Genomic DNA, 18,695 nt, shown 5'->3' with positions numbered 1-18,695 from the left:
CCAGGGGTGGGCGTTGACGCCCGTTGTTCATGGGATACTATGAACGGTATGCTTCGGAGATTCTTGAAATTTACGAAGGCCTCGTTGGGCATACTTTTTTAAGAACAGTCACAGGTGACAGATCCCATGAGCGATCCCGCTCGCGAAGAAGACGACAACATCATCGACACCCGCCTTAGCGACGCCCTCAGCGAACGCTACCTGTCCTATGCGTTATCAACCATCATGTCGCGTTCTTTGCCCGACGTGCGCGATGGTTTGAAGCCGGTTCATCGGCGCCTGTTGTTCGCCATGCGGCAACTGAAACTGGACCCTAAGAACGGCTATAAAAAATGCGCCCGTGTGGTCGGTGACGTCATCGGTAAGTATCATCCCCATGGCGACAGCGCCGTTTACGAAACCCTGGTGCGCCTAGCCCAGGATTTTGCGGTGCGCTATCCCTTGGTCGATGGGCAGGGCAATTTCGGCAACATCGATGGCGATAACGCCGCCGCTATGCGTTATACGGAATCGCGCATGACCGCCGTTGCCGTGGCCCTGATGGACGGCCTCGATGAGGATGCCGTCGATTTTCGCCAAACCTACGATGGCGAGGACGAGGAACCGGTGGTTCTTCCTGCACGCTTTCCCAATCTTCTCGCCAATGGTTCGGCGGGGATCGCGGTGGGGATGGCGACCTCGATTCCACCGCATAACGTGGGGGAATTGTGTGACGCCCTGGCCTATATGATCAAGCACCCAGGCGCCAGTGTGGATAAGCTGGTTGACTTTATTCCCGGACCGGATTTTCCCACCGGGGGCATTTTAGTCGAATCGCGCGATAGTGTGATCGACGCCTACAAGACGGGGAAGGGCGGGTTTCGCCTGCGCGCCCGCTGGCAGTGCGAAGATCTCGGCCGCGGAGTCTATCAAATCGTCATTACCGAGATCCCCTATCAGGTCCAAAAATCGCGCCTGATCGAAAAAATCGCCGAGATGATGACCGCTCGGAAATTGCCTTTCGTCGATGACATTCGCGATGAATCGGCGGAAGACATTCGCCTGGTGATCGAGCCGAAAAGCCGCGCCGTCGATCCCGAGATGCTGATGGAACAACTGTTCAAGCTGACCGACCTGGAAACCCGTTTCAGCTTGAACATGAACGTTCTAGACGCGGCGCGCACCCCCAGCGTGATGGATCTGCGCCAGGTTTTACAGGCGTTCCTCGATCACCGCATGGATGTTTTGGAGCGCCGCTCGCGCCATCGCCTAGAGAAAATAGATCATCGTCTGGAAATTCTGGGCGGCATGCTGATCGCCTTTCTAAATCTGGATGAAGTCATCCACATCATCCGCACCGAGGATGAGCCCAAGGCGGTCATGATTCGGCAATTCGCCCTGAGCGACATTCAGGCCGAGGCGATCTTGAATATGCGCCTACGCCAGTTGCGCAAACTCGAGGAAATCGAAATCCGTACCGAACATGACGCCTTGAATCTGGAAAAAAGCGGCCTGTTGGCGCTGTTGGACGACGAACCGCTGCGCTGGAAAACCATCGGCAAGGAAATCGCCGCCATCAAGGCTGAATTTGGCGCCGCCACGGCGCTGGGCAAACGGCGGACCGATATCGGCGCGCCGCCCAGCGCCGTGGTGGTCCCCCTAGAGGCCTTGATCGAGCGTGAACCGATCACCGTGGTGTGCTCGCAAAAGGGATGGGTGCGCGCCATCAAGGGGCATCTCGACGATGGCGCGGTGAAGGATCTGCGCTTCAAGGATGGCGACAAGGGACGTTTCGCGGTTCATGCCCAGACCACGGATAAAATCCTCGTTTTCGCCACAAATGGGCGCTTTTACACCCTTGGCGGCGATAAGTTGCCGGGTGGGCGCGGCAATGGCGAGCCGTTGCGCCTGATGATCGATCTGGGTAACGAGCACGACGTGACCGCGATCCTGACCCATGATCCCGAGCGCCGCCTCGTGGTCGCATCGGACAGCGGGCGAGGGTTCGTCGTCGCGGAAAAGGATGTTATCGCCCAGACCAAGAACGGCAAACAGGTCCTAAACCTTGCGCCGGGCGAGGAAGCGGTCGCTTGCGCGGTTCTCGACGCCGGCGCCGACCACCTCGCCGTGATCGGCACAAACCGTAAGATGCTGATTTTCCCGTTGAGCGAACTCCCGCTCATGGGGCGGGGGAAGGGCGTGATCTTGCAGCGCTATAAAAAGGGCGGCGGCGCGACCTTGAATGATATCAAGGGGTTTTCAATGGAAACCGGACTTTCTTGGCCGTTCGGCTCGGGATGGCGGACGGAAACCGATCTGCGTTCATGGCTGAGCAAACGCGCGCAATCCGGGGTGATGGCCCCGCGTGGGTTTCCGACGTCGAACCGTTTTTCCTGATCGGAGAAACCATGGAGCTTGCCGCGGTCGCCGTCGGCGCATGAAATTTTAGCGTGGCCCATATTGGGAAGAAGGGGGGCGATCTTTTGTGGTCGTCCTTTTTTCGTGGCCTTGAAGCGCTGCTGTAAAAAACCCCCGCAAGGATCGGTTCCTTGCGGGGGAAGGACGATGCGCCTGTTTAGCTGGTTTTTCTCTATTGAAAAACGATCGTCGGCAGCCATGTTGCGATCGCGGGAAAAGCGGCGAGGGTCAAAAGCCCGATGATCTGAATCAATACAAACGGGGCGACTCCACGGTAAATATCCATGGTGGACACTTCTCTGGGGGCCACTCCGCGCAAATAAAACAGGGCGAAACCGAAGGGCGGCGTAAGGAAGGAGGTTTGCAAGTTCATCGCCATCATGACCCCAAGCCAAACGGGATTGACATCCATTTTCAATAGGACCGGGGCGACGATGGGAACCACGACAATGGTGATTTCGATGAAGTCGAGGAAAAACCCAAGTACGAACATCACCGCCATGACGACCGAGATTGCGCCCCATTTCCCACCCGGAAGGTCGCTGAGAATTCTGTGGACGAATTCATCGCCGCCCAGTCCGCGGAAAACGAGGGAAAAGACGGAGGCCCCAACCAGAATGACGAACACCATGGAGGAAATTTTTAGCGTCGTGCGCATGACCTCGATCAGGACGGGATGGGGTGATGTGCCGACATTGATTCTAAGAACTTGGCGCAGGCTGACGAATACCCCCCACATCATCCCCAATGTCGCGATGCCGGCTAAAGCAATGCCAACCATGTCGGCATGTGTCAGGTCGTCGCGGGAGATCCTAAGGTCGAGGGTATTGGACAAAATCAGAAGGAGCAACAGGGATGCAGCCCCCAGGTAGATGGATTTTTTCCCCGTGTCGCTCAATCGTACGCCCGCCAGCATGATCGAGCCCATGGCGCCGACCGAAGCGGCCTCGGTGGGGGTGGCGATACCCGACAGGATGGAACCGAGTACGGCGATAATCAAAATTACCGGAGGCAACATGGCTTGCGCGATCCGCCAGGCCAGACCATCGACGTTGATTTCCTCTTCGGGGATGGCGGGAGAGGTCTGGGGTCGCAACCAGGCCATCAAAATTTGGTAACCTATATACATGGCGACCAGGGTCAATCCCGGCAACAAGGCGCCGGCAAAGAGATCGCCGACCGAAACCGGTTCCGGAGACCAGTTGCCGATGGCGCGCTGGGCGTCCACGTAGGCGTTGGAAATTTGATCGCCCAACAGGACCAGAACGATCGAGGGGGGAATGATTTGCCCCAATGTTCCCGCAGCGCAGATGGATCCGCAGGCCAGCGATTTTGAATACCCCCTTTTCATCATGGTCGGCAGGGACAACAACCCCATGGTGACCACGGTCGCCCCGACGATTCCGGTCGAGGCGGCCAACAAGGCGCCCACGATGGTGACCGAAAACCCCAAACCGCCGCGTAGGCTGCCGAACAGCATGCTCATGCTGTCGAGCAATTCCTCGGCGACCTTGGAGCGTTCCAGCATCACCCCCATGAAGACAAAGAGAGGTACGGCGATCAACACTTCGTTGGTCATCGCGTTGCCGAAAATACGCGAAGGCAAGGCGCCGAAAATAGAGAAATCGAAAATACCCATGGATGCGCCGATGCCGGCGAAGACAAGGCCGGTTCCGGCTAGGGTGAAAGCAACGGGGAATCCCGCCAATAGGAAAAGACAAACGACGGCGAACATCGTGATGTCGAGAGTTTCTTTGCTTAGCATAGTTTATGAATTCCCCTGTGCGCCGTTGTTGTGGCCCACCAGCAAAAGAAAAGAGCGCAGCGCCATGGAAATGCCCTGTAGGGTCATCACGAAGGTAAAAAGCAAGATGGTCGTTTTTAGGATGTAGACGGCTTGAATGCCGCTGGTTTCCTTGGAGCCTTCCCAGACGGCCCAGGATGAGGTGACATAGGGCCACGTATACCAGGTGATCAAGACGCACACGGGGATCAAGAAGACGATTGCGCCCAGGAAATCAACGATGGCCTTGGTCCGCGGCGCGGCCTCGCGATAAAAAATATCGACCCGGACGTGACCTTCGCGCAACATCGTATATCCGGCGCCGATCAGGAAGACGAAGGAATGCATATAAACGATGGATTCCTGCATCTTGATGATGCTGACGCCAAAAATGTAGCGCATGACGACAATGGCGAACTGGGTCAAGACCATCAATAGGGTCATCCAGGCAAGGCCTCGGCCGATGCGTGTGTTGAATGCATCGATCAAGCGGACCACGTGGGCGATAGACTGCACGATCCGTCTCTCCTTCCGATCTCTAGGGGGGTAATTGTCCGAGGGTTGTTATTATAAGTCCGCGTGTGTGGTTAATTGAGAAGGCCCGCTCTCCTTTTGGGAAGCGGGCCTTTCCTGTGGCGTCATGCGGACTTAATACTTAAAGGGCAAAAGCCGGGCGTTGGCGTAGGCTTGAGAGGATATTTTCTCGTAGGCGATCGCGTTTTTACGGAACTTGATGAAGCTATCGTAAACTTTTTGCGCCAGCGGGTCGCTTTGTCCGGTTTCGCGGACGACTTCGCCGGAAATTTCACCGATTTTCATCATGACGTCGTTGGGCATTTGGCGCAGTTTGACGCCGTGCTTTTCGACCAGGGTGACCAGGGCGTCGCCGTTCTTAGCGTTAAATTCCGAGTACATCCGGTTGTTTTCCGCGGCGCAGGCCACCTGTATAATGGATTTTTGCCCCGCATCCAGGCTGTCCCAAACCCCCTTATTCATGCCGCAACTGAGCGTCGAGCCCGGCTCATGGAAGCCCGGCCAGTAGTAATATTTGGTGACCTTATAAAAGCCGAAGGCGAGATCGTTCCAGGGGCCCACCCACTCGGTGGCGTCGATCGCGCCCGACTGTAAGGCGGGGAAGATTTCACCGCCGGGGAGGGTGACCGCAGCGGCGCCGAGCCGACGCAGAACTTCGCCGCCCAGGCCCGGCATGCGGATTTTCAAACCCTTGTAGTCTTCAACCGACTTGATCTCTTTGTTGTACCAACCGGCCATCTGCACGCCCGTATTGCCGGCGGCGAAAGGCTTGATGTTGAATTTCGCGGACAGTTCATCCCACAACTGTTGGCCGCCGCCGTAGTTGACCCAGGCGTCCATTTCGTTCGCGGTTAGGCCGAAGGGCACGGCGGCGAAGAAATTAAAAGCCTTGTTCTTACCTTGCCAATAATACTCTGCGCCATGATACATGTCGGCGGTACCGCCGGACACGGCGTCGAAGGATTCCAGCGCGGGGACCAATTCTCCGGCGGAATAGAGGGTAACCTTGAGTTTTCCTTCACTCATAGCGGTGATGGAATCAGCCAGACGCTGCGCGCCGGTGCCCAGACCGGGGAAATTCTTCGGCCAGGTGGTGACCATTTTAAGCTCGCGCACGCCCTGCGCAAGGGCTGGAGCGGCAAGGGCGGAGGCCGCGGAAGCGACACCGGCGACGGTGGCTCCCCTCAAAAAATCGCGACGTTTCATTGAATTGTTTCTCCCTGAAAACTCGTACTTTGCGGAGGCGGTAATAAAGTTACCTCAACAGGCCGTGGAACAGTCATACAATGGTGTGGGCGAGACTATATCGAACATCTATGTAACGCAACGAAGGTTTAAAAGAAAATTTCAAAAAATGTTTAAATCACACCACTTTCCGTTGCAATAGGACTCAAGGGGATGGAATAATGCTTTGTAAGCCATTTTTCGGCTGTCACGAATCCAAAACCCTAAATAGACGTAGTCGAGATTTTGGCTTTTGGCGTGTTCGACGAGCCACATGATCATGTACGTCCCCAGGCTACGCTTACCGATGTCCGGGTCGTAAAAGCTATAAACGGCGGAATATCCTCCTCGGACGCTGTCGGTTAGGCACGCGGCGAGGAGCGTTCCTTGAGGGTCGCGAAATTCAAAAATAGCGGTATCGACCGGACTGTCGGAGACCATGGTTTCAAAATCATCTTCTTCCATCATCGCCATGTCGCCTTCGCCGTGACGATGGAGGAGGTATGTGTGAAACAGGTTGAACTGCTCCCGGGTCGCCTGAGCGGGACGTTCGCGCGCGACGAGGTCGCTGTTATACTTCCAGAGCCGCCGTTGCGTTTTCCCCGGCTTGAACCGTCGGGTCGGGATGCGCACGGGGATGCATGCTTGGCAGTTTTGGCAAACCGGGGCGTAGACGATGGAATGCGAGCGGCGGAACCCGGATAGGGTTAGGATGTCGTGAAGCAGGGAAGATTCGGGGCCGACCAGTTCGGTCACCAGGCGGCGCTCGACCCGGCCTTCGAGATAGGGGCAGGGCAGGGGGGTCGTGGTGAAAAAATGGTGTCTCGGAGTGTAGGCGCCTCTATCCATGCTCGAACTCTTTTCCCTACCGCCCAATGATCAAGGTCCTATTTTATAAGGCGGCGCTAGTCTTTTTGCGGGTTTATAATGCTCGGTGGCACGCGTGGTTGCGCCGGCGCCGCGGGCTTTCCTGTCCCCCGAAGAAGCACGATCGAAAGCCTCCTATTGCGCGCATTCTTCGGATCGTCCTTGAGGAGGGGATCGTTCGCCGCCCGCCCCACCACCATGGCGATGCGCTTTTCCGGAATGCCCAGTGAGACCAATTCCCGCCGCGCGGCATTGGCGCGATCGGCGGACAATTCCCAGTTCGAATACCCGCTGGCCCCTTTGAAGGGCACGGCGTCGGTGTGTCCGCTGATCGATATATCTTGCGGTAGGTTTTTTATCGCCTCGGCGACCAATTTTAGCAGATTGTGGGTGTGTTCGTACATAACGGCGCTGCCGCTGGGAAACATCGCCAGCCCATCTTGGTCCACCAGTTGGATGCGAAGCCCCTCGGGGGTGTCTTGAATAAGCAGGGACTTGGCCAATTGCTTCAGTCCCGGCGCCGCCTTGAGGGCGTCCTGCAATTGTTGCTGGGCTTGCTTGAATTGCTGCTCTTCTTTTTTCTTTTGTATGGCCTCGGCCGTTTGATCCGGCGGCGGATTCTCAAATCCCGCGTCGCCGCCGCCGGTTTGCCCACCGCTGCCCGCCTTGGGCGGGGGGAGATCCATGGTGACGCTGGCGCGGGCGGTCACCGTTTCGTTGGCGCCGGGAACTTCGATCGATTTTCCGCCCAGAATGTCGCCGGCGCCGCTTTGGCTTTTGGAGGTGACCGTGGGGGCGAAATAATCGGCGATGCCCTGGAGTTGCTCCTGCGTGACTGCGTTTAACAGCCAGAGCAGCAGGAAGAAGGCCATCATCGCGGTGACGAAATCGGCATAGGCGATTTTCCATGCCCCGCCGTGGTGGCCATGGGCGGCCTTTTTAACCTTTTTGACGATGATGGGAGGTTGCGACATCTTTGTGTTTTATCCGCCGAGAATTAGCCGGCGTCCCCCGCGTTTTGCACGGAATCTTCGAGTTCGGCGAATGTCGGGCGTACGTCGGAACCCAGTGTCTTGCGGGCGAATTCAATGGAAACCTGCGGGGCGTATCCTTGCATGTGCGCGATAATTCCGGCGCGAATGCAGGTCAAATATTGGCTTTCCGAGTTGAACGTATGGGTCAGGGATCCCGCCATAGGTCCAAAAAAACCATAGGAAAACAGAATACCACTGAAGGTTCCAACAAGGGCCGCGCCGATTAGATGACCCAGGATTTCAGGGGGTTCCGTGATCGAGCCCATGGTATGGATAATGCCCAAAACCGCGGCGACGATGCCCAGCGCGGGCGTTCCATCGGCGAGGGTCGTGACCGCCGAAGTGATGTTGTGGTGTTCCTCGTGATGGGATTCGAGCTCCAAATCCATGATGTCGCCGACCTCGTGGGGATTGGATGTTCCTAGCGTGAGCATTCTTAGGTAATCGCAGAGAAATTCGACGGCATGATGATCACTGTGAAAGCCCGGGTATTGTTGAAAAATAGAGCTGTCGTCCGGGTTTTCGACGTGAGACTCAAGAGCCAGGTCTCCCTTGCTTTTGGCCAGCTTGAAGACCGTGTAGAGCACGGAGAGCAGTTCCATATAATCGTCGCGACCGTATTTTGGACCCTTGATTAGCTTTCCCAAGGATTTTAGTGTGCCGGTAATGACGCTTTTGGGGTTGGATATAAGAAAGGCGCCAATCGCGGCACCGAAAATGATGACGAATTCCAGTGGTTGCCAGAGAACGACGAGGTGCCCGCCGGCCCCCATGAAGCCGCCGATAACGGCACCGATAACCACGACTATACCAACGATAAATAGCATTATTGTTCCTCAAAACAGCAAGAAGTCGCCCTGTCGTGTGCCTGAGAACGGCTATTCGAATGCCCCAAAGTTCGTAAAGCGCAATTCCGCCCGCCATCACGGGACTTTAAAAACACATACTCACACCAAACATAATCTATAGATTTGTAATTCAAAATTTTTTTTGAAGAAAAAAGGTTTTGATTGTATGAGAGCCGTGCGTGGCGTCGATGTCGCCACGCCCATTGAATTTACGTCGGGATTTGAATTCGTGAATGTTGATCAAGCGACTTTTCGCAATGCGCTAAGCAATTTCGCCAGTGGCGTCACCGTTGTTAGCGCGTGCGATGAAAATGCCCACCCCTATGCGATGACCGTCAGTGCGTTTACATCACTTTCTCTTGATCCGCCATTGATTTTGGTGTGTATCGGGCAGAATTCCGCGCGTGCGGAGAAATTTTCCCAAGCGCGTTTTTTTGCCGTGAATGTCCTCAGCGCCGGTCAAGTGGCCCTGTCCGACCGTTTCGCGCGCACTCAAGGGATAGACTTCGACGGTGTCGATTATGATCTGTGGGACCATGGCGCCCCAATTTTGAGGGGGGCGGTCGCCACTTTGGAATGTGAGCGCAGTAAAATGCATGAGGAAGGCGACCACTACATCATGATCGGGCGGGTCTTGCGCGCCCAATTTGACGAGAGCCGCCGCCCTTTGCTTCATTTTCGCCGCGAATACGGGAAGATCGGGTAATATTCGACGCGCCCCAGAGACTTTTTTCCGGTTAAACTGAACGGGACGGCAGAACAAGGCGGCATGCGCTCGTCAGTATAGAGAAGCGGGGGCGTAGGGAAGCGGGATACGATGGCGCGACGCGATGATGCTATTGGACGCGACCGGCTCGTGAAAGGCCGCATCGGGGCGCTGGCGCGGTTCTTGGTCGCTCTCATTTTGGGGGGCGGGGTTTCTTTTTTGCTCTTTTGGCTGGGTAAACGCTTTTCCGTGATTGCGATTCCCATCCCTATCTTGGTGTTGACGCAAGGATTCGCGGCGGCGCTTTTCAGCCGCCTGTTCGCCCTAGAGTGGTGGTGGAGCGCGATACAGCTTTTGCTGCCGATTTTTGTTTTTGGGATCAGCGCCTTTCCCCTGCCGGGGTGGATTTTTCCGCTAATTATCGTGGTTTGGGTGCTGGTTTTTTGGAACAGTGTTTTCGGTCGGGTTCCTTTGTTTCTCACCAACGCGACGACGGCGAAGGCTCTTGCGCAATATATCGCCCCCTACCGCGATGCGCGCGTGCTCGATGCGGGTCACGGTTTCGCCGGGGTTTTGCTTGCGCTCTCGAAGCACCGGCCCGACGTTCACTTCGTAGGGTGCGAAACCGCCCCGTTTCCGTTCATCGTGTCCTGGGTGCGGTTACACATGATTTTCCGAAGACCCAACGTCGAACTGCGATATCGGAATTTCTGGGATGTGAATTTTCGCGATTTCGACGTTGTTTACGCCTTTCTGTCTCCGACGCCGATGCGCGCACTGCATGAGAAGGCGAACGAGGAAATGCGTCCCGGAAGTATTTTGATCAGCAATTCGTTCGCCGTCGAAGGGGTTACGCCCGACGAAACGTTTTGCGTCGATGATCGGCGCAAGACCCGCCTGCTTATTTGGCGGATGTGATCGCGGGGGCGCTTATCCCGACGCGGTTTCGATGGAGGTGTCGCTCATCAAGCGGGTAGCGAATCCGGCGGCGTTGAGTTTGTCCAAAAGTGTACGGACGTGAATTTTATCCACGGTTTCGACGACGACATCCATCTCCGCCTGCTTAATGGGGACATCTGAAAATAGACGCTGATGGTATACTTCGACGATGTTGGCGCCGGTTTCGCCGATCAGTGTGGCGACGGTGGCGAGCGCGCCGGGGGCGTCGAAAATTTTCACTCTGAGACGGACCAAGCGTCCCGCGCGCACCAATCCGCGCATGAGAACGGACGCCAGGACCCGAGAATCGATGTTTCCCCCCGAGACGACCAACCCGACGCGCCGTCCCTTGAAGCGGTCGGGATCGCCGAGCAAGACAGCAAGGGACGCGGCGCCGGCCCCCTCAACGACAATGCGCTGGGTTTCCAGGTAAACCTGGATGGCATTTTCAAGGGCGGCTTCATCGGCGAGCACAATATCCGAGACATGCGTTTTGATGATCTTGCGGGTGATCTCGCCAGGGGCCTTGACGGCGATGCCTTCGGCCACGGTTTGTCCGCCCCCCCTCGGTTGGTCGGGCGCGTTCCCCCGCAGCGCGTTGAACATGGATGGGTAAAGCGCCGCCTCGGCGCCGATAATTTCGACGTTCGGCCAATGCGCCTTAAGGGCGATGGCGATGCCCGCGATCAGGCCGCCGCCACCGATCGGCACGATGACCACATCGAGGGGAAAGGGGGTGTCGTGAACGATTTCAAGGCCGATCGACCCCTGTCCGGCGATGACGTGTTCGTCGTCGTAAGGGTGTACGAAGACACGATCCTGCCGGGCCGCGATTTTCAGGGCGTGATCGCGCGCTTCGTTCAGGTCGTCGCCGATCAAGATAATTTCGGCGCCGAGGGATTCGGTGCGCCCGACCTTGGTGAACGGCGTTCCCTTGGGCATGGCGATCAGGGCGGGAATGCCCAATCTTTGAGCATGATAGGCGACGCCTTGGGCGTGGTTTCCGGCAGACGCCGCGACCACCCCGCGGGCGCGTTCCTGATCGCTTAGGCTGAGGAGCTTGTTCAACGCGCCGCGTGGCTTGAACGATCCGGTGTGCTGAAAATTTTCCAGCTTGAGCACGACTTCGGTCCCGCTCAGGGCGCTCAGGGAAGGGGATGGGATGCACGGCGTGCGCAGGATGTCCGAGGCGATGCGCGCGTGGGCGCGCTCAATATGTTCGACCGTAATGCTCATGGCTTCTCCGGGATGGGCGTGGCTTCTCCAGGATGGGCGTGTTTTATCTTCACGTCCAGACGGTTGACGTCTTCAATGGGAAGCGATGGAGATGAAGGCGTTAAGTTTACGCACGCCTTCGACATGGCGGATAATCGATTCCACGGTTCGTCGTTCCTGGGGGGTGCGCGCCTCGCCGATGATCGAGACCACGCCGAATACCGAACGCCAGCGGTAATTGATGGAGCCGACGTCCTTCGCCGCGACCAATTGCCCCTTGATTTTGGTTTCAATCCAGACGTCATTCAGGGCGTCGCCGACACGTGCTGCGCCTGCTTTCGCTTTGTCCATCATATCGCGGCGGTCTTGATGGCGCGCGGCGCTGACAATCTGGATTTCATCATATATTTTTTTGGTTCTGGCGTCGGCGTGGGCCGCCGCAAGGACTTTGGCGCGCAGAGACGGACTTTCCAACGCGCCAGTGAGCAAAACCTCGCGTTTCCAAACATCGACCGTAACGTCGATCAGGAGCATTTTGTCGATCTTGGCGAGACGTTCGAGCAGCGCCGTCTTGATTTTGGCATCGACAACCTGTTGTTCGGCCAGACGGTTTTCAAACGGGGCCTGCACCGCCTGAACGACCACCCCTTGCGTTCCGCAGGCTCCGAGGAAAAGGGCCAAGACCAAGACCGGGATGTGGCGGGGAAGGGCCGCCACGAATTTGGCGCGCGCGTACATGGTATACTCCTTGGATGCCGTTGCCCGGAGGCTATCCGGGGTGGTTGAAGATCGCCGTGAGCCGTGCTCATGTCATGCCCACGCCAATACTCATGCCTATACCATGTCCGCTTTCTTGGCTAGAGTCAGGACCTATTAATCTGGTGCGTCTGTTTTGTGAAACTATAGGGGCAAGTCTTAACTTAATCTTGAAACATCACTAAAGTGTATGATCGCATGGAAAAAAATAATTTTTTGTCTCTTGGACCTCATGGGTTTCATCGTGTGGCCTATGTGCTTTGGCCGGGCTTCAACGTTTCGGGGTGTTGCGTTTGCGTGCATGGCCTGACCAGAAACGCCCGCGATTTCGACATTCTCGCACAGGCCCTCGGCGCGGATTACGCGGCTGTCGCTTGCCCCGACATCGTCGGTCGGGGGTGCAGCGACCGGTTAGAGCGCCCCGAGGACTATGGCTACCCCCAGTACATGGCCGACATGGCGGCCTTGATTGCGCGTCTGGGGGTAGAGCGGGTCGATTGGGTGGGCACCTCCATGGGGGGATTGATCGGCATGATGTTGGCGGCCCAACCGGGCAGTCCGATCCGGCGTTTGGTGTTGAACGATATCGGCGCGGTTATTCCGGGCAAGGCCCTGGAACGTTTGGCCGAGTACGTCGGTAAGGCGCCGTTTTTCGAATCCATGCAGGAGGTCGAGACATACCTGCGTCGCGTCCACGGCTCGTTCGGAACGCTTGATGACGCGCAGTGGGCGCATCTCGCCCGCCACAGCGCCCGACGGGGCGACGATGGAAGATGGACCCTAAACTACGATCCGGCGATCGCCCAAGGCTTCGTGCGCAACGGCGAGGGGCGGTTCGACGATGTCGATTTGTGGGCGTTATGGGACCGGGTGCGTTGCCCGACGTTGATCCTTAGGGGCGAGCGCTCGGATATTCTCAGCGCCGATTGCGCCCGTGAAATGGTGGCGCGCAACGCCTGCGCCCAGTGGGTGGAAATCCCCAATACCGGCCACGCCCCGGCCTTGATGGCGGCGGAGCAAATCGCCACCGTTCGCGCATGGTTGAAGAAATAGGGCGTGGCGCAGGCTATGGATCGGAACGGAAGGGCCGTATTTTCGCGTCTATTCGGAAATAACCGTTTCGCGATAAACAATCTTTTTTTTCGTTTGGCGATAGGTATGCTAGCAACCATATTAGGTTCAATATCCGCGATAATTTTCGGTCTGCGCGTTTTTCGAGAAGTCCCCCGAGAACGCCGCCGCTTTTGGAGGACGAGACATGGTGGGTCAAGCTGTCGCCACGACGGGGTCAACCTCGCTTGAGAGTGTCGGAGGTGAAAATTTAGAAGATTTTGTCACCTTCGTCATCGCCGGGCAGCTTTTTGGTATTCCGGTGCTTAAGGTTCAAGACATTCTCACTCCAGAAAATATTGCCTCGATTCCTCTCGCGCCGCCTGAAGTGCGTGGGTCGATCAATCTTCGCGGCCGGATCGTGACGGTCATAGATGTGCGCGTGCGATTAGGTTTGCAGCGCCGTGAAATCAAAGGCCGGTCCAGCGCAAACGCGCAGAAAGCTCAAGATGCGGCGGTGAAGAAAAAAAACCAAGACGCCGCGGAGCAGAAGAAAAAAGAAGATGGCGCGTCCGAGCCGGCGAAGAGCGACGGCGAAGCCGTGTTGGACACCCAATCCATGACCACCAGCACCCGGGCCAAGAATGAGTTGATGATGGGGGTTACCGTCGAGTACAAGAACGAGCTTTATACGCTTCTTGTCGATAGCGTGGGTGACGTGATCGGGGTGGAAAAAGACCGTTACGAGAGCAATCCCAGCACGTTGGATCCGATTTGGCGCGAATATGCGAGCGGCGTTTTCCGATTGGATGGAAATTTGATGGTTGTCTTGGATATTGGACGGTTACTCAACTTCGCGTCCGAGGGCGACGCCTGACATCCCTCAAGGGCGCTCCCAAGATAGACGCCGAGATAAACACCAGTGCGAATCATAAAGGCCGCCTTTATCAAAGGCGGCCTTTTCCGGTGGTGATGGTAGGTTGGGTGGCGGTTTATCTTTTTTGTCCGATCAATTGCGCCGCTTCCAGTGCGCAATAGGTTAAAATGCCGTCCGCGCCCGCACGCTTGAAGGCGAGAAGGGTTTCCAGAACCACCTTATCGTTCTCCAGCCAACCGTTAAGGGTCGCGGCCTTCAACATGGCGTATTCGCCGCTAACGTGATAGGCGAAGGTCGGTACGCGAAATGTTTCCTTCACCCGGTGGATCACGTCGAGGTAGGGCAATCCCGGTTTCACCATCACCATGTCGGCGCCCTCATGAAGGTCGAGGGCGACTTCATGCAGCGCTTCATCGGTATTGGCGGGGTCCATTTGATAGGTGGCTTTATCGCCTTTCAGCGCGCCGCCCGAGCCGACGGCGTCCCTAAATGGGCCGTAAAAAGCCGACGCGTACTTGGCGGCGTAGGACATGATACGGACGTCATGGTGGCCGTTGCCGTCCAACATTTCGCGGATCGCGCGCACGCGTCCGTCCATCATGTCCGATGGGGCGTTAATGTCGCACCCCGCCTGAGCCTGCACCAGGGCCTGACGGCTGAGGACGTCGAGGGTTTCGTCGTTGATAATTCGCCCATCGCGGACAATGCCGTCGTGTCCGTCGCTGTTAAACGGGTCCAGAGCGACATCGCAAACGACCCCGATCCGATCGGAGAAACGTTCCTTAATGGCGCGTACCGCCCGACACACCAGATTGTCCGGGTTATAGGCTTCCCTGGCGTCGGGAGATTTTCGCGCATCGTCAATGCAAGGAAACAGCGCTATGGCGGGAATGCCGAGATCGACGGCCTGTTGAACCGCCTCCAACAACGTATCGACGGAGCGGCGCATAACGCCCGGCATCGAGGGGACGGGCACGCAAATCTGCGCGCCTTCGACGACGAACAAAGGCCAAATCAAATCGTCGATCCCCAGTCGCACCTGGGAAACCAAGCGTCGGTTCCATGAATCGTGTCGGTTGCGCCGCATGCGGGTCAGGGGAAATCCGCCGTGGATCGGGTCGGTCATCATCATTCCTTAAACAGCTTTGGAAATAGTCTTGAAAAAGGCCTGGGGGCGTTTTAAAGCCGGGATTGTAGAGCTAAAATATCATCGAAGAAGGCGCAACAACAGACTCCCATTGGCGTAAGGTTTTTTCGTGCGCGCCGCCGCCCCCCTTACCACCCCGAATTCACGATTGTTTGAAAAAAAAGACGGAAGAAGGGGCGTAAAACAGCATACGTTTCGTATCCCACTATCCTTCTCATGTCCGAATCGCATCCCTTTTGACATTGTCTCGCCACCCGATAAAATACCGTCGTCGTACTCGAAATTACGATTTGGTCCGCGTTGTGACGCTCCGAATGTGCCTTTTTTTGTGTGAATAGTCATGCCCAGCAAAAAAAATCGTGAAATATTGTTCGAATTCCAACGCGTCGGCCAAGCGCTCCGCATTACGGCGATAGATGCTCAAAGCGGGACCGAGGTTGTCATGGTTGGCGACCCCCGCTATAGCCAAGAAATGCTTAAACGTATGGCGGTCCGGAAACTTGAATATGTTTTGAGCAAAAAATGACAAAAAATCGACTTTATTCGTGTTTTTCCTTGTTCGCAGTCGTCTTATGGTTGGAGTTTGGTGCTTTTTCGCGCCTTTCGTTTTGTTATTTTGTCTTGACACAATCTGTGACACGATTAGCTTTCACCTTCTGTAACAGAAGATACATCATCTCAATCGGATGATTGCGTTGTCTGGCTATTAACGAAACTAATCAATGAAACGAAGATCGTGAAGATCGCATGGGGGAGGACTGATTAAAGCCGGACGCTGGATGTTTTTGGATACTTCATTTTCGCCCTGACACGGAGTGTGCCTGGTGGTCCAGAAGTTGGATCCCGTGCGCGGTGGGGGCGTTTTTATTTATCCCAAGTTATCCTCGTCGCCGCCTTTAGCGGAAATAAAAATGGCATATTTTACACAGCAACTCATCAACGGTTTATCCCTGGGCGCGGTTTATGGCTTGATCGCCATCGGCTACACCATGGTTTACGGCATCATCGGAATGATCAACTTCGCCCATGGCGAGATTTTCATGATTGGGGCGTTTTTGTCCTTGATCACGATCATGTTGGTCAAATCCCTTGGCGTGGCGTCCGTCCCCCTGATTCTTTTGACCGCCCTTGGCGTCACCATGGTGCTGACGTCGGTTTACGGTTGGGCCTTGGAGCGGGTCGCCTACCGCCCCCTGCGCAATTCCCCACGGCTCGCCGCTCTGATTACCGCGATCGGAATGTCGATCACTTTTCAGAATTACGTTCAATTGGCGCAAGGGCCGCGCAATAAGCCCTTGCAGCCTTTGATCGAGGGAGGATTTGTGATCATGCATCGTGGGAATTTCACGGTCATGCTCAGTTATCTGCAAATTTTCACGATCGTCCTTACCATCATTTTGATGGCGATCTTCACGTACGTCATCAGCAAGACCGAGTTGGGGCGCGCTCAGCGCGCTTGCGAGCAAGACATGAAGATGGCGTCTCTGTTGGGCGTGAACGTTGACAGGACAATCGCCCTGACCTTTGTGATGGGGGCCGCGCTGGCCTCTGTCGCCGGTCTGATTTTCCTTATCAGCTATGGGGTGATTGATTTTTACATCGGCTTCCTGGCTGGCGTGAAGGCCTTCACGGCGGCGGTATTGGGAGGGATCGGCTCTTTGCCCGGCGCGATGTTGGGCGGGTTATTGATCGGTCTGATCGAAACGTTCTGGTCGGGATATTTCACCGTTGAATACAAAGACGTCGCCGTTTTCGCCATTTTGGTCCTTGTCCTGATTTTCCGGCCTACCGGCTTGCTCGGAAAACCGGACATAGAAAAAGTCTAGGTCCATGGTCGATACGGTTAAGTATAAGAAGGATTCTTCTGTGATACGCCCCCCACTTGATATTCCCTCGATGTTAAAAGAAGCCGCGTTGGCCTCTTTCGTGATGTTCTTGCTGTCCATCGGGATGATCGGTTTTCGTATTACCGACATCACCGGAGGGCTCGAACTGGTAAGCCGTTTCGGGTACGTCTTCACCACCATCGTTCTGACCTTTATCGGACGGATCGCCTTGGTCCTGATGCGTGAAAATCGCCCGCGTCCGGTGATCGCGATCACCGCCGTCATCGCCATCGTCCTGGCCGCGCAATTGTTGGGCTTGGTTGATACGGGCGGCGCCTTGTTGCCTTACGACGATCCGGTGATGAATTGGTTGGTGACGTTGCTGGCGGTTGGTTTTTTTCTGCGCGCCGTCATAAAACAGACGCGCGGAGAGCGCGACACCAAACCGATTGACCTCGGCGCGAAGGTCAGCAAGGCGTCGAAATATATGACGCCGTTGATGCTTCTCGGCGCCGTCGGGCTTCCTTTTATGCCCTTTTCCGATCGCCATATTTTGGATATCGCCGTTCTGGTGACGACCTACATCATGCTCGGCTGGGGGCTGAATATCGTTGTCGGGCTAGCCGGTCTTCTGGACCTCGGTTACGTCGCCTTTTATGCGGTGGGGGCGTACTCATACGCCTTGTTGGCGCAAAATTTCGATCTTGGATTTTGGGTGTGCCTGCCGTTTGCCGGCATCATGGCGGCGTTCGCGGGGATTATGCTGGGCTTTCCCGTGTTGCGTCTGCGTGGTGATTATCTGGCCATCGTCACCTTGGGGTTTGGCGAGATCGTTCGTATCGTGTTGCTTAATTGGTACACGTTCACGGGGGGACCCGACGGACTTTCCGATATTCCCCGTCCGACATTGTTTGGCCTCAGCTTTACCAAAAAGGCCCCGGAGGGCATGGTCCCATTTCACGAATTCTTCGGGTTGCACTATTCGTCGATTTACCGCGTCATTTTTCTCTATTACCTAATTGTCGCCTTGGCCATGCTGACCAACATCTTCACTTTGCGCATTCGCAAATTGCCCATTGGGCGCGCCTGGGAGGCCCTGCGCGAGGATGAAATCGCCTGTCGTTCGTTGGGCATCAACCCCACCAACACCAAGCTGACGGCATTTTCGATCGGCGCCATGTTCGCCGGGTTCGCCGGCTCGTTCTTCGCCACCCGACAAGGCTTCATCAGCCCGGAAAGTTTCACCTTTATCGAATCCGCCGTGATTTTGGCGATTGTCGTTCTCGGCGGCATGGGCAGCCAGATCGGGGTGGTTATCGCCGCCGTATTGCTTGTCGGGCTGCCGGAATTTTTCCGCGATTTGCAACAGTACCGTATGCTCGCCTTTGGCAGTGCGATGGTCTTCATTATGTTGTGGAAACCGTCGGGCATTTTGGCTCATCGCGAACCGACCTTGCGCTTGCACCCCAAAATTAGTGGAGGAGGGAACTGA

General features: G+C 56.1%; 17 protein-coding genes. 8 read left to right on the top strand and 9 right to left on the bottom strand.

What is annotated here, in order from left to right; genetic code table 11:
• Window positions 1-126: 126 nt before the first annotated feature.
• Entirely contained in the window at window positions 127-2,376 is a 2,250-nt protein-coding gene (parC, locus tag P3M64_RS02825) for a DNA topoisomerase IV subunit A (RefSeq protein ID WP_132938188.1), read from the top strand.
• Window positions 2,377-2,569: 193 nt separating this feature from the next.
• Here parC and P3M64_RS02820 read toward each other — a convergent pair whose 3' ends face one another.
• The 6 genes from P3M64_RS02820 to motA all read right to left on the bottom strand — a co-directional run bounded on the left by P3M64_RS02820 (window position 2,570) and on the right by motA (window position 8,666).
• On the bottom strand, window positions 2,570-4,162 hold the full coding sequence (locus tag P3M64_RS02820; protein WP_132938189.1) for a TRAP transporter large permease: 1,593 nt from the start codon (window positions 4,160-4,162) through the stop codon (window positions 2,570-2,572).
• A gap of 3 nt (window positions 4,163-4,165) precedes the next feature.
• Window positions 4,166-4,696 carry a TRAP transporter small permease subunit gene (locus P3M64_RS02815; RefSeq protein ID WP_207893100.1) on the bottom strand — a complete coding sequence of 177 codons (531 nt, stop codon included), beginning with the start codon at window positions 4,694-4,696 and terminating at the stop codon, window positions 4,166-4,168.
• A gap of 132 nt (window positions 4,697-4,828) precedes the next feature.
• Complete coding sequence (locus P3M64_RS02810) at window positions 4,829-5,920, bottom strand: TRAP transporter substrate-binding protein (RefSeq protein ID WP_132938190.1); 1,092 nt, start codon at window positions 5,918-5,920, stop codon at window positions 4,829-4,831.
• Between the two features lie 141 nt (window positions 5,921-6,061).
• Window positions 6,062-6,787 carry an arginyltransferase gene (locus tag P3M64_RS02805; RefSeq protein WP_132938191.1) on the bottom strand — a complete coding sequence of 242 codons (726 nt, stop codon included), beginning with the start codon at window positions 6,785-6,787 and terminating at the stop codon, window positions 6,062-6,064.
• A gap of 56 nt (window positions 6,788-6,843) precedes the next feature.
• Window positions 6,844-7,779, bottom strand: a complete 936-nt coding sequence (gene motB, locus P3M64_RS02800; protein ID WP_132938192.1) for a flagellar motor protein MotB — start codon at window positions 7,777-7,779, stop codon at window positions 6,844-6,846.
• A 23-nt stretch (window positions 7,780-7,802) separates the two neighbouring features.
• On the bottom strand, window positions 7,803-8,666 hold the full coding sequence (motA, locus tag P3M64_RS02795; protein WP_132938193.1) for a flagellar motor stator protein MotA: 864 nt from the start codon (window positions 8,664-8,666) through the stop codon (window positions 7,803-7,805).
• A gap of 187 nt (window positions 8,667-8,853) precedes the next feature.
• On the opposite strand from motA, the gene P3M64_RS02790 reads away from it, so the two are divergent.
• Both P3M64_RS02790 and P3M64_RS02785 read left to right on the top strand, forming a co-directional pair.
• Window positions 8,854-9,393, top strand: coding sequence for a flavin reductase family protein (locus tag P3M64_RS02790; RefSeq protein ID WP_132938194.1), 540 nt, complete (start codon window positions 8,854-8,856; stop codon window positions 9,391-9,393).
• Window positions 9,394-9,504: 111 nt separating this feature from the next.
• Window positions 9,505-10,311, top strand: a complete 807-nt coding sequence (locus tag P3M64_RS02785) for a class I SAM-dependent methyltransferase (protein ID WP_132938195.1) — start codon at window positions 9,505-9,507, stop codon at window positions 10,309-10,311.
• Window positions 10,312-10,323: 12 nt separating this feature from the next.
• On the opposite strand, the gene P3M64_RS02780 is transcribed toward P3M64_RS02785, so the two are convergent.
• Complete coding sequence (locus tag P3M64_RS02780) at window positions 10,324-11,568, bottom strand: threonine ammonia-lyase (protein WP_132938196.1); 1,245 nt, start codon at window positions 11,566-11,568, stop codon at window positions 10,324-10,326.
• A 72-nt stretch (window positions 11,569-11,640) separates the two neighbouring features.
• Window positions 11,641-12,285 carry a BON domain-containing protein gene (locus P3M64_RS02775; protein WP_132938197.1) on the bottom strand — a complete coding sequence of 215 codons (645 nt, stop codon included), beginning with the start codon at window positions 12,283-12,285 and terminating at the stop codon, window positions 11,641-11,643.
• Window positions 12,286-12,549: 264 nt separating this feature from the next.
• Between P3M64_RS02775 and P3M64_RS02770 the strand changes: the two genes are divergently transcribed.
• Window positions 12,550-13,356 carry an alpha/beta fold hydrolase gene (locus tag P3M64_RS02770; RefSeq protein WP_243644710.1) on the top strand — a complete coding sequence of 269 codons (807 nt, stop codon included), beginning with the start codon at window positions 12,550-12,552 and terminating at the stop codon, window positions 13,354-13,356.
• Between the two features lie 205 nt (window positions 13,357-13,561).
• Window positions 13,562-14,230, top strand: a complete 669-nt coding sequence (locus P3M64_RS14400) for a chemotaxis protein CheW (protein ID WP_132938199.1) — start codon at window positions 13,562-13,564, stop codon at window positions 14,228-14,230.
• 115 nt (window positions 14,231-14,345) lie between these two features.
• On the opposite strand, the gene hemB is transcribed toward P3M64_RS14400, so the two are convergent.
• Window positions 14,346-15,362, bottom strand: a complete 1,017-nt coding sequence (hemB, locus tag P3M64_RS02755; protein ID WP_132938200.1) for a porphobilinogen synthase — start codon at window positions 15,360-15,362, stop codon at window positions 14,346-14,348.
• Between the two features lie 355 nt (window positions 15,363-15,717).
• Between hemB and P3M64_RS14395 the strand changes: the two genes are divergently transcribed.
• The 3 genes from P3M64_RS14395 to livM all read left to right on the top strand — a co-directional run bounded on the left by P3M64_RS14395 (window position 15,718) and on the right by livM (window position 18,695).
• On the top strand, window positions 15,718-15,903 hold the full coding sequence (locus tag P3M64_RS14395) for a DUF6898 family protein (RefSeq protein ID WP_132938201.1): 186 nt from the start codon (window positions 15,718-15,720) through the stop codon (window positions 15,901-15,903).
• Window positions 15,904-16,288: 385 nt separating this feature from the next.
• A complete protein-coding gene (locus P3M64_RS02750; RefSeq protein ID WP_132938202.1) occupies window positions 16,289-17,203 on the top strand; it encodes an ABC transporter permease subunit in 915 nt (304 codons plus the stop codon).
• Between the two features lie 70 nt (window positions 17,204-17,273).
• Window positions 17,274-18,695, top strand: a complete 1,422-nt coding sequence (gene livM / locus P3M64_RS02745; RefSeq protein ID WP_132938355.1) for a high-affinity branched-chain amino acid ABC transporter permease LivM — start codon at window positions 17,274-17,276, stop codon at window positions 18,693-18,695.

Origin of the sequence: Varunaivibrio sulfuroxidans (assembly GCF_029318635.1) — a bacterium.
GTDB lineage: Bacteria > Pseudomonadota > Alphaproteobacteria > Rhodospirillales > Magnetovibrionaceae > Varunaivibrio > Varunaivibrio sulfuroxidans.
This window is presented reverse-complemented; position numbering and strand designations above follow the sequence as displayed.

Excerpts from the sequence above, each read along its gene's own strand:
- parC (WP_132938188.1), top strand. The coding sequence starts at position 127 with ATGAGCGATCCCGCTCGCGAAGAAGACGACAACATCATCGACACCCGC.
- P3M64_RS02820 (WP_132938189.1), bottom strand. The coding sequence starts at position 4,162 with ATGCTAAGCAAAGAAACTCTCGACATCACGATGTTCGCCGTCGTTTGT.
- P3M64_RS02810 (WP_132938190.1), bottom strand. The coding sequence starts at position 5,920 with ATGAAACGTCGCGATTTTTTGAGGGGAGCCACCGTCGCCGGTGTCGCT.
- P3M64_RS02805 (WP_132938191.1), bottom strand. The coding sequence starts at position 6,787 with ATGGATAGAGGCGCCTACACTCCGAGACACCATTTTTTCACCACGACC.
- motB (WP_132938192.1), bottom strand. The coding sequence starts at position 7,779 with ATGTCGCAACCTCCCATCATCGTCAAAAAGGTTAAAAAGGCCGCCCAT.
- motA (WP_132938193.1), bottom strand. The coding sequence starts at position 8,666 with ATGCTATTTATCGTTGGTATAGTCGTGGTTATCGGTGCCGTTATCGGC.
- P3M64_RS02790 (WP_132938194.1), top strand. The coding sequence starts at position 8,854 with ATGAGAGCCGTGCGTGGCGTCGATGTCGCCACGCCCATTGAATTTACG.
- P3M64_RS02785 (WP_132938195.1), top strand. The coding sequence starts at position 9,505 with ATGGCGCGACGCGATGATGCTATTGGACGCGACCGGCTCGTGAAAGGC.
- P3M64_RS02780 (WP_132938196.1), bottom strand. The coding sequence starts at position 11,568 with ATGAGCATTACGGTCGAACATATTGAGCGCGCCCACGCGCGCATCGCC.
- P3M64_RS02775 (WP_132938197.1), bottom strand. The coding sequence starts at position 12,285 with ATGTACGCGCGCGCCAAATTCGTGGCGGCCCTTCCCCGCCACATCCCG.
- P3M64_RS14400 (WP_132938199.1), top strand. The coding sequence starts at position 13,562 with ATGGTGGGTCAAGCTGTCGCCACGACGGGGTCAACCTCGCTTGAGAGT.
- hemB (WP_132938200.1), bottom strand. The coding sequence starts at position 15,362 with ATGATGATGACCGACCCGATCCACGGCGGATTTCCCCTGACCCGCATG.
- P3M64_RS14395 (WP_132938201.1), top strand. The coding sequence starts at position 15,718 with ATGCCCAGCAAAAAAAATCGTGAAATATTGTTCGAATTCCAACGCGTC.
- P3M64_RS02750 (WP_132938202.1), top strand. The coding sequence starts at position 16,289 with ATGGCATATTTTACACAGCAACTCATCAACGGTTTATCCCTGGGCGCG.
- livM (WP_132938355.1), top strand. The coding sequence starts at position 17,274 with ATGTTAAAAGAAGCCGCGTTGGCCTCTTTCGTGATGTTCTTGCTGTCC.